Source organism: Brevundimonas sp., from assembly GCF_044239655.1.
In the GTDB taxonomy this organism is placed as follows: Bacteria; Pseudomonadota; Alphaproteobacteria; order Caulobacterales; family Caulobacteraceae; genus Brevundimonas.
In genome coordinates this window covers 1-10331 of the sequence record NZ_JBIIAY010000111.1, presented here as the reverse complement: position 1 = coordinate 10331, position 10331 = coordinate 1, and the positions used below count along the sequence as shown (strand labels likewise).

Annotated in this window: 10 protein-coding genes; 4 read left to right on the top strand and 6 right to left on the bottom strand. The window is 67.0% G+C overall.

Annotation, left to right across the window (positions count from 1 at the left end):
- The coding region (locus ACILQR_RS13290; protein WP_395651880.1) for an alpha/beta hydrolase at positions 1-604 on the top strand (604 nt) is incomplete at its 5' end.
- Positions 605-890: 286 nt separating this feature from the next.
- On the opposite strand, the gene ACILQR_RS13285 is transcribed toward ACILQR_RS13290, so the two are convergent.
- From ACILQR_RS13285 to ACILQR_RS13275, 3 genes are read right to left on the bottom strand one after another with little or no spacing between them, the layout of a single operon-like run.
- Entirely contained in the window at positions 891-1178 is a 288-nt protein-coding gene (locus tag ACILQR_RS13285; RefSeq protein WP_395651879.1) for a hypothetical protein, read from the bottom strand.
- A gap of 57 nt (positions 1179-1235) precedes the next feature.
- Positions 1236-1970 carry an anti-sigma factor domain-containing protein gene (locus ACILQR_RS13280; RefSeq protein ID WP_395651878.1) on the bottom strand — a complete coding sequence of 245 codons (735 nt, stop codon included), beginning with the start codon at positions 1968-1970 and terminating at the stop codon, positions 1236-1238.
- Positions 1967-2521, bottom strand: coding sequence for a sigma-70 family RNA polymerase sigma factor (locus ACILQR_RS13275; protein WP_271146686.1), 555 nt, complete (start codon positions 2519-2521; stop codon positions 1967-1969). Before ACILQR_RS13275 ends, ACILQR_RS13280 begins: the two co-directional genes overlap by 4 nt.
- Before the next feature lie 162 nt (positions 2522-2683).
- Here ACILQR_RS13275 and ACILQR_RS13270 point away from each other — a divergent pair, with 162 nt between their 5' ends.
- Positions 2684-3532: a Ku protein gene (locus tag ACILQR_RS13270; RefSeq protein ID WP_395651877.1), complete on the top strand. Its 849-nt coding sequence runs from the start codon at positions 2684-2686 to the stop codon at positions 3530-3532.
- Positions 3533-3553: 21 nt separating this feature from the next.
- Here ACILQR_RS13270 and ACILQR_RS13265 read toward each other — a convergent pair whose 3' ends face one another.
- From ACILQR_RS13265 to ACILQR_RS13255, 3 genes are all read right to left on the bottom strand, one after another.
- Positions 3554-3715 (bottom strand): hypothetical protein, encoded by a 162-nt coding sequence (locus tag ACILQR_RS13265; RefSeq protein ID WP_395651876.1) that lies wholly within the window; start codon positions 3713-3715, stop codon positions 3554-3556.
- Between the two features lie 77 nt (positions 3716-3792).
- Positions 3793-6414 (bottom strand): DNA ligase D, encoded by a 2622-nt coding sequence (gene ligD, locus ACILQR_RS13260; protein ID WP_395651875.1) that lies wholly within the window; start codon positions 6412-6414, stop codon positions 3793-3795.
- Entirely contained in the window at positions 6411-7436 is a 1026-nt protein-coding gene (locus tag ACILQR_RS13255; RefSeq protein ID WP_395651874.1) for a DNA topoisomerase IB, read from the bottom strand. The genes ligD and ACILQR_RS13255 overlap by 4 nt, the downstream gene beginning before the upstream one ends.
- A gap of 109 nt (positions 7437-7545) precedes the next feature.
- Between ACILQR_RS13255 and ACILQR_RS13250 the strand changes: the two genes are divergently transcribed.
- Positions 7546-9345 (top strand): acyltransferase family protein, encoded by a 1800-nt coding sequence (locus ACILQR_RS13250; protein ID WP_395651873.1) that lies wholly within the window; start codon positions 7546-7548, stop codon positions 9343-9345.
- A gap of 124 nt (positions 9346-9469) precedes the next feature.
- A partial coding sequence (locus ACILQR_RS13245) for a glycosyltransferase (RefSeq protein ID WP_395651872.1) occupies positions 9470-10331 on the top strand: 862 nt, incomplete at its 3' end.

Genomic DNA, 10331 nt, shown 5'->3' with positions numbered 1-10331 from the left:
CGTGCTGCGCTATCGCTTGCCCGCCGACGGCTGGGCGGCGGGGGCCGAGGCACCGTTGCAGGACGCGCAGCGGGCGGTGCGGATGGTGCGGTCGCGGGCCGCCGAGTTCGAACTGGACCCGGCGCGGGTGGCGGTGCTGGGGGCCTCGGCCGGGGGGCATCTGGCGGGCTGGGCGACGGCCGAGACGACGGCGGCCTATGCGCCGGTGGACGCTCATGACGAGGTGTCGTTGAGGCCCGATTTCAGCATCCTGATGTATCCGGTGGCGACCATGGCCGATCCGTTCGTCCATGCGGGATCGCGCGAGCAGTTGCTGGGGGCCGCGCCGAGCCCTGAGCGGATCAAGGCCTATTCGCTGGAGGCGATGGACTGGACGGGGGCGCCGCCGGTCTGGCTGATTCATGCGATCGACGATGCGTCGGTGGTGGTCGAGAACAGCCTGAACCTGCTGTCGGCCCTGCGGCGCGCCAAGGTTCCAGCCGAGGCCCATCTGTACGAGGAAGGCGGCCACGGCTTCGGCGTCCGCCTCATCGCCGGCAAGCCCGCCGACACCTGGCCCGAGATCGCGCTGCGGTTCGGGCGGCGGCATGGGTGGGTGGCGTAGGGCGCAGCCGTTGTCCTGGACTGTTGGGACTCGAAAATTAGAGTCCGAAGAGTCCGAAGAGTCCGGACTCGAAAAAAGAGTCCGTTGAGTCCGTTGAGTCCGGACTCTGGATCGGAGGTGCGACGGCGCGGGATGTCAAAGACCGTGTTCGCCCCAGTCTAACATACCGGCGGACCAGGGCGGCAAACTCGGGCCGAGATCGGCACGATCCGTTGCAGGATAAGGGATTGGCGCGTTCAAGTTGGATAACTGAACGGCGTTGAGCAGCCTATATACTACGGCTTGGTCAACCGACGCTGATTCTGGTTCGGAACATTCGATGTCCCCAGCGGAGCATCGAGAACGCAGTCGGCAAGACGACGATGGGGAAAAGCAGCCGGTGCGCTGTGTCCCAGCTCCAAGTCCAGGGCGAACGGCCCATGAAAATCGGCATCGTGAAGTCCGCCAACGCCCACAAGGCAAAGGCCGCCAGGCAAAGCGCGAGCGCCATCACCATGACGCCATTCAGAAGACTGGCAGCCCGCTCTTCGGGACCGTCAACAGGACTTTCAGATTGGCTATCGGGCTTCGGCATCGCAACCTCCGGACACCCGAGACTAGGCGGCCTGCCCATCGAGGTCCATGCGTCGCCCTAAACCGGCTGCAACGCCCCGCTGGCGATGACCGGGCCGGTGGGAAGGCCGGTGGGGGAGCCGCCGCGGGGTTCGACGGAGACGGCGAGGGCCGGCGGGTTGTCGGGGTTGACGCCCAGCAGGCGGGCAGCGTCGATGACCACGACCTCGGCACCGTCCATGGAGCCCATGGAGACCGGCGGGGAGCCGTCGGGCAGCATCCACATCTCGAACGAATGACCCTCTGGCGCGCCGGAGATGGGGGCGATGATCAGCTTCTGGTTCTGGCGATCCAGGGTGACGACGAAGCTGACCGGGCCGTCCTCGGCCTTCAGCATCCCGACCGACATGGGCTGGATCGTCGGCACCGGGGTGGCCGGGGTCGGGGCGATCGGGGTCGCGCCGGGGTTCAGCAGGACGACGGCAAAGGCGGCGGCGGCGGCCGTTGCGAAGACGGCGGTGCCGGCGCGCCAGATGGCGATATTGCCCCAGAAGCCGTCATTGTCGTTGGCCGGGGTCCTGGTCAGACCCAGCTGGGCGGCGATGCGCAGCCAGACGACGCGCGGGGGCGTCACCGGCGGCACGGCCTCGATCATCGGGGCCAGGCGGGCGTCCCAGTCGGAGACCTGATCGGCGAAACCGGCATCGGACTTGATGCGGCGCTCGGCGGCGGCGCGTTCCTCGGCCGTCAGCACGCCCAGGGCATATTCGGCCGCGCGTTCGTCGGGGAAGGGGAAGTCGGTGGTGTCGGTCATCCGCCCAGGCAAGCCTTCAGCTTCATCAGGGAGCGGCGGATCCAGCTCTTCATCGTGCCGGTCGGGACGCCGAACACCTTGGCCACGTCCTCATAGGTGCGGCCCTCGAAGAAGGCGGTGCGGATGGCCCTGGCCTGAGCGTCCTCCAGCTGGTCCATGCAGACGTCCAGCCGGGTGGTCTGTTCCGAGCGCAGCACGGCACCCAGGCCGTCCTCGGCGTCGTCCGGAACCTCGTTGGCGTCATCGATGGGGCGGGTGGTGCGGCGGCCGACCTGGCGCTGGCGGTCGATGGCGCGGTTGCGGGCCATGGTCGCCAGCCAGGTGATCGGGCTGGCACGGTTCTCGTCGAACGTGCCCGCCTTGGACCAGACGCTGATGTAGACTTCCTGCAGCACGTCCTCGGCCTCGCTTCGATCGTTCAAGATACGAAGGACCACGCCGAATAGTTTCGACGAGGTCGCGTCATAGACGTCCTGAAGCGCGGAACGGTCGCCACCGGCGACCCGGCGAAGGTTTAGCGTCAAGGTCTGACGACTGATGTCGGCGTCCATGCGTGGGCGTCTGCGTTTCCGTTGATCGTCAACGCCTTGGGTCGCACGGCGGCGCACCGTCCGCAAGCGGACTCGTGGTCGTCTGATTGACGCGGCCTGCGCCGAATCTGAACCAACCGCCGCGCTTCGCATTGCTGGTCTGCACTTCGAGGAGCAGCGATCATGGCCGCACGACCCACCTGGCAGGGACATCTGAAGCTGTCGCTCGTCACCTGTCCGGTGGCGCTCTACACGGCGACGTCGTCGTCGAGCGAGATCCACTTCAACCTGATCAACCCCGAGACCAACAACCGCATCCGCATGGTGCCGACCGACCCCGACACCGGTCCGGTCGAACGCTCCAGCCTGGTGCGGGGATACGAGGTGTCCAAGGACGAGTACGTCCTGTTCGAGGACAAGGATTTCGATGCGGTCCGTTTGGAGAGCACCCGCACCATTTCGATCGACAAGTTCGTCGACGAGACCGAGATCGACCGGCTGTATTGGGACGATCCCTTCTATGTCGTGCCGGAAAAGGGCGCGGGGGTCGAAGCCTTTGCCGTCATCCGCGACGCGATGCAGAAGCAGGGCAAGATCGCCCTGGGACAGCTGGTTCTGCGCGGCAAGGAGCGCCAGCTCGCGCTCGAGGTGCGGGGCAAGGGGCTGGTCGCCTATACGCTGCGGGCCCACGAAGAGGTCCGCGACGCCGGCGACTATTTCGACGACATCCCGACGGTCAAGGCCGACGCCGACATGGTCGAGATCGCCGCCCGCATCATCGCCCAGAAGGAGGCGGACTTCGATCCGACCGAGTTCAAGGACCGGTACGACGACGCGCTGCGCGACCTGATCAAGTCCAAGACCAGGGGCGGCAAGGGGGTGGTCGAGGTTGAAGAGCCCGACGACACCAATGTCATCGACCTGATGGAAGCCTTGCGGAACAGTCTGAAGGGATCGGCGACGGGGACGAAGAAAGCCCCGGCGAAGAAGGCGGCGACCAGGAAGCTGGCCGCGAAGAAGAAGGCGGCCTGAAAGCGAGAGGCCCGAGCGACGTCAGGCCAGTGAGGTCAGGGGGCGTGTAGTGAGCGACAGGGCGTCCGCGTCGAACTGGGCGGCCATGGCGATGATGCGGTCGCGGTCAATGCCGCTGGTCATCCATTCCGCACGGCGACGAAACGAGCGCGCGCGGTTCTTGAGGTTTTCGATCTGAATCACGATGGGTCCCTCCCCGGGACTCTCATACAACCCGTCCGAGAGTGCTTTGTTCCATACGACTGTCTGGAACCGGACATTCAGGGGGCCGTGCCGGACCCGATGGCCTTGATCGCCGGCCGCAGGCTCTTCGCCGCCGCGCGGAAATCCTTCCAGCCATCGGGCTTTCTGAGCAGTGCCTCCCAGGTCCAGAGGTTGAAGACAGAGGGGTCGAGGCCCGTCCTGACCTGGCTCCATGACAGGGGGAAGGCGATGCCTGCGCCGGGGCGGGCGCGTGGCGACCAGGGGGCGACGGCCGTGGCCATCCGGCCGTTGCGCAGATAGTCGAGGAATATCTTTCCGCCGCGCGCCTTCTTGGCCAGGGTGGTGGTGAAGCGGTCGGGGGCGTCGGCGCGGATAGCCTCGGAGACCGCCTTGGCGAAGGCCTTGTTCTGGTCCCAGGTGATGCGGCTGCGGGCGTCGGTCCGGATCGGCACGACGACGTGGAGCCCCTTGCCGCCGGTCGTCTTGACGAAGGGCGTCAGGCCGAGGGTTTCGAGTTTGGCCTTGACCACTTTCGCGGCCGAGATCACGTCGTTGAAATCCAGGCCCTCGTCGGGGTCGAGGTCGAAGGTGATCTGGTCCGGGATTTCGGGCTCGCCGGGCGCGCAGCCCCAGGGGTGGAGTTCCAGCCCGCCGGACTGGGCGATCGCGACAAGGCCGCCCGCATCCACGACCGAGACATAGGGTTTGCGCTCGTTCACATCGATCAGCTTGAGCCGGGGGTTGGAGCCGGGCATGGCGTGGCGCTGGAAGAAGGTCTCGCCGCCGATGCCTTCAGGGGCGCGGATGATCGAGGTCGGGCGGTCGCCGACGTGGGGCAGGATGCGGTCGGCGATGGCCTCGTAATAGCGGGCGAGGTCGGCCTTGGTGATGTCGGGGCGGCCTTCGGTGCCGGGCCACAGCACCTTGTCCGGGTTGGACAGGGTGACGCCGGCGACGACGACCTTGCCGGACTTTCCACCCAGTTTCAGCTGGGGCGGGGGCGAAGCCTTGAAGGTGCCCTTGGTGCAGGGTGCCGCCTTGGGATCGACGGGGGCCTGGGGCATGGTGTCGACCTCTGTGGCCGTCTTGTCCTCGCGCAGGCCCTTGAAGGCGGCTTGCCGCAGGGAGCCGCTGTCGGTGTAGCCGCCGTGTTCGATCTCGGCGACCAGGACCGGCTTAAGCCAGTGGATGGTGCCGCCGGTAGAGGATTTGCGAGGGGCCCCCTTGCCGACGAAGGGGCTGTGGTCGGCGGTCTGGGCCTTGAGGGCGGAGAGCAGGCGTTTGACCACGGCCTCGGAATAGCCGGTGCCGACGCGGCCGAGGTGACGCAGGCCCTTGCCGGCCGTCTTGTCCACGTCCTGCACCCCGACGATCAGGGAGCGGAACCGGTCGCCCTCGGACGTCCAGCCACCGATCACGACCTCGTCCCTGCCCCGGCATTTCGACTTGACCCAGGTCGAGGATCGCCCGGCGGTATAGGGGGCGGTCAGGTCCTTGGAGATGACGCCTTCGAGGTCCATCCGGCAGGCGCTGTCCAGCACGGCCTGACCGGTCGTGGCGAAATGATCGACGTAGCGGATGCGTTTGGCGGCCGCCTTGGGGATGCGGTCGATGTAGGCCTGGAGCCGGGCCTTGCGGTGCGACAGCGGCAGTTTGCGCAGATCCTCGGGGCCGTCGAACAGCAGGTCGAAGGCGAAGAAGATCAGCCCGCCGGTGTCGCCGTCCGAGATCGCCGCCTGAAGCGCCGAGAAGTCGGGCATGTGATCATCCGCCAAGGCGCAGAACTCGCCGTCCACGACGCCGTCGGGCCATTTCGCCGCGTCGGCCGCATGGGCTGCGAACCGATCCGACCAGTCCAGACCCTTGCGGGTGCGCAGGGTCGCACTTCCGCCGCCGACGCCGATCTGGATGCGGTAGCCGTCGAACTTGATCTCATGGGCCCAGCCGGTGCCGCGCGGGGGATAGTCGCCGACCTTGCAGAGCTGGATCGGGACGAAGGCCGGGGGTTTGGTGAGCGGCGCGGGCGCGGCTTTCGGTCTGGGCGGCGCCTTGCGGCCGGTCGGCTTGGACGAGGTCCACTGTTTCCGGCCCTCGGCGATCTGGGCCATGGTGCGGCCCGAGGTGACCGAGGCGTCGATCTCCATGTTGGCGTCGCCCTCGCCGTCGACGGTGAAGTCGTCGATCTCCTTGATCAGCAGCCAGTTGTTGCGTTTGCTTGGCTTGCCGTGATCGCCCTTGAGCCGGATCAGGGCCCATTTCCCTTTCAGCCGCTCGCCGTGCAGGACCATCTTGACCTGACCCTTGGCGAAGGCGGCGTCGAGGTCGGGCTCCTGGGGCTCCCAGCTGCCTTCGTCCCACATCTGGACCGTGCCCGCGCCGTAGTTGCCGGCCGGGATGGTGCCCTCGAAGCCGCCGTAGTCGAGGGGGTGATCTTCGACCTCGACGGCCAGCCGCTTGACGGTGTGGTCGCGCGAGGGGGCCTTGGTGACGGCCCAGGATTTGAGGACGCCATCGACCTCGATCCGGAAGTCGTAGTGCAGCCGTGTCGCCGCGTGGCGCTGGATCAGATAGCGGAGCGGCGCGCCCTTCTTCGCCTTGGCCTTCTTGCCCTTCGGCTCGGGCGTGTCGGCGAACCGACGCTTGGCCTGATAAGTGTCGAGTTCGCCCTTCGCGGTCATGTGCCAGGCGCCTTCAGGAACTTGGCCAGCGCCTTCTCGAACCCGGCCGTGTCCGCGCCCGGCAGGACCTCTGGCATCCGTCCGTTCTCATAGAGTTCGAACACCGCCGGGTGGACGTAGGAGGAGCGGCAGACGGTCGGGGTGTTGCCGAGCAGGCCGGCCGTCGCCTTGACGCAGACGGTGATCGACCGTTTGGCGGCGGTCGGCGAGGTCGGGGGCTCCATGGCGCGCAGAGCCCGGGCCGCCGACACCGTGCCGGCCCAGGTGCGGAAATCCTTGGCCGAGAACTGCTCGCCCATGGCGTCGCGGATATAGGCGTTTACGTCATCCGAGGTGATCGGACACAGGTCGCCGTCTTCGTTGCGATACTTGAACAGGCTCTGGCCCGGCAGGTCGCGCAGGGACCGGACGACGGTGGCCAGGCGTCGGTCGCGGACGCTGACCCTGTGTTCGACGCCGCTCTTGCCCTTGAAGGCGAAGGTCAGGCCGGTGCCGTCCACGGCGAGGTGGCGCTTGTGCAGGGTGGTCAGGCCATAGCTGCGATTCTTTTTGGCATAGACGGCATTGCCGACCCGGATCAGGGTGATTTCCAGCAACTGGACGGCCGTGGCCAGGACCTTGGCCCGGCAGGCCCCTTTCAGGGCCATGTCCGCCTCGACCTGTTTGCGCAGTTTCGGCAGGGCGGCGGCAAAGGCGGGAAGCTTGTCGAACTTGTTGGAGGCGGCGTGGGCGCTCCAGCCGTCGTGATAGCGGTACTGTTTGCGGCCCTTCACGTCGCGGCCGGTGGCCTGGATATGGCCCGATGCGCGGGGACAGATCCAGACGTCGGTCCAGGCGGGCGGGATGGCCAGCATGCGGATGCGGTCCAGCACCTTTTCGTCGGTGACAGGCTGACCGTGGGTGTCGAGGTAGTCGAAGCCTTTGCGCGAGACCTTGCGGGTCAGGCCGGGTCGGTCGTCGGAACACCAGGTCAGGCCCTTCGGCGCCGACTCGGTGGGAAATTTCGCCAGTCCGTCCGCCATCGCCACGCCATCCGTCCATCAGAGGCTGGCGAACGCATGGTCGACCACGCCGTTCCGGAACGCTACCTCGGCCGTGGACAGGCCCGGTTCCCTCGCCCATAGGGACGCCGTGAGCGCGCCCCCCTCTTCGTCACGCCGATACGATCTCGACTGGCTGCGCGTCGGGGCGTTCGCCCTGCTGATCTTCTACCATGTCGGCCTGGCCTACGGGGTCTACGACTGGCACATCCATTCGACCCATACGCTGTGGTGGATGCGCGAGGGGGTGCTGGTCACCAATCCGTGGCGGCTGACCCTGCTGTTCCTGGTTTCGGGCGCGGCGATCCGGTTCATGACCCTGAGGAAGACGCCGATGCAGGTGGCGCGGCTGCGCGTCGCCCGGCTGCTGCCCCCCCTGATCTTCGGCGTGCTGGTGCTGGTGACGATCCAGTCGTGGATCGAGGCGCTGGACAAGGGCGGGTTCGACGGTGGCTATCTGGCCTGGCTGGGGCATGAGTTCGGCCCGTCCGGCCTGGCCGACGGGGTGCCGCTGAATCACCTTTGGTTCGTCCTCTATATCGCGGTCTACAGCGCCGTGATTGTGGCCCTGATGACCCGCCCGGCCTGGATCGAGGCGGTCGAGAGCCGGATGGGTCCGATGTTCGCCGGATGGCGGATCCTGATCATCCCCGCGCTCTGGCTGATCGGGGTGCGGGTCCTGCTGTTCCCGTGGTTCGGCCTGACGAATGTGCTGTGGTGGGACTGGTACAACCACGCCCAGTCTCTGGCCGCCTTCCTGTTCGGCTTCTTCGCGGTGAGACAGGTCTCGATCTGGCGGGATCTGGCGCGGTTCCGCTGGGTGGCCTTGGGCGTTGCGGCGGTCGCCCTGCCGCTGATGATGCTTCAGGTCGCGCATCCCGGGGGCGGAGCCTTCGGAGGAGTGCCGCGCAACATTGTCGTCGCCATCGACCAGTGGGCGGTGATCGTGGCCCTGCTGGGGTTTGCGAGCCTGCATCTGCGCGACAAGGGCGGCCCGGTGCTGACCTATCTGAACGACGCGGTCTTCACCCTGTATCTGGCGCACCAGACGGTGCTGGTCTGTGCGGTCTGGCTGATCCGTCCGGCCGCCCTGCCCGTCTGGATCGAGGCACCCTTGCTGGCCGCCGTGACCTGGGGGGCCAGCCTGCTGATCTATGAGATCGTGCGGCGCATTCCGCTGCTGCGCCCGATCTGGGGTCTGCGGCCGCTGGCGGGGCAGCCGACCCTGGCCTGGCTGACGCCTGAGCACTGGTCGCATGTGCGGTTCCGCAGGCGGCGCATCCTGCTGGCCATCGGGGTCATGGCGCCGGTGCTGGCATTCGCGGCCGTCGGTGTGGCCATCCTGGCCTATCCCGGGTTCGACAATGCGCGACAGTATCTGAGCGAGCTCGGAAATTCCTCGGCCGCCAACCCGATGATCTTCAATGCGGGGGTCTTCGTCGCGGGCGTGATGGCCGGTTTCGCCGGAGTCGGGTTCGGCCTGGCGGTCAGCGCCATCACCCGGGCCCATATCACAGGCTGGCTGATCGCCATCGTCTTCGTGCTGGCCGGGGCGGGTCTGGCCCTGTCCACCCTGTTTCCCTACCCGGATCCGCGCCATCAGGTGATCAACATGGCCCTGGGCATCCAGGTCGCGCCCCTGCTGCTGCTGTGGGGGCTGGCGGGAACGAAGGAGATGCCGCGGCTGAAGCTGTTCCTGATCCTGACCTTCGTCGTGATGACGGGGCTGACCGTGATGACCTATCACCTGATCCTGCCGGGGACGGTCAATCCGACCAACGTCGGATGGTGGGAGCGGGCCTTCGCTGTGGTGCTGGTCACATGGGTCGGGGTCGCGGCCCTGATCCTGGGCCGTCATCTGCACCGACGCGCCGCCGACACGGAAATGTGAAAATCACGGGACAATCACGACTCCGTGATTGATTTTCACGAGAATGCGTTCATGCTGCGATGCAGTAGCCTGGCGCACCTTTCTTCCCCATCGCGCGCCGGTCTCCCGGATATCAAGAGACGCCATGAACAGTCTGGCCCTGCGCAGCGATGTCCTGGACGGCGCCGTCGATTTCGGCGCCGACACCTGGGCTCCTGACGACGCCCCGCTGGCCATGCCGCGTCAGTCTTTCGACGAGAGCGCGCCGGCTGCGCCTGTCGCGACTTCGCCCCGGAACGTGGGCTTGCGCCGTCTGGTGCTGGCCGGTGCCACGACACTGATTACCATTCTGGCTGCCATCGCCCCCTTCATCCTGTACGGCCGCAAGGGCTGGGACGGGCTGGAGATGCTGGCGTTCGGCCTGTTCCTAATCCTGATCGCCTCGATCGGCTGCTGGTTCGCCAACTCGGCCATCGGCCTGTGGGTGCTGATGACCAACCGCGAGCAGGAAGACCTGTCCTTCTCGCCCCACCCCGAGGCGCCGACCACCCGTACCGCCCTGCTGATGCCGCTGTACAACGAGGACGCCCACGCGGCGCTCGGTCGGCTGCACGCCATCGATGCGGGCCTGGCCCGACTGGGCGTCTCGGACGCCTTCGACCTTTTCGTTCTGTCGGACACCAACAAGCTCGACGCCCTGATGTCGGAACAGGCCGTGTTCGCGGGCTTCCGCCTGCGCACCCATTCCCAAGCCTTCTATCGCCACCGCGAGCAGAACGTCGAAGCCAAGTCGGGCAACGTCACCGACTGGACCCGCCGGTTCGGTGCCGCCTATGAGTTCATGATCGTGCTGGACGCCGACTCGACCATGGCCGGTGAGACCGTGCTGCGGATGGTCGACGCCATGGAGCGCAATCCGCGCATCGGCCTGATCCAGACCGCCCCCACCATCATCAAGGCCCAGACCCTGTTCGCGCGCGTCTCGCAGTTCAGCGTCAAGCTGTACG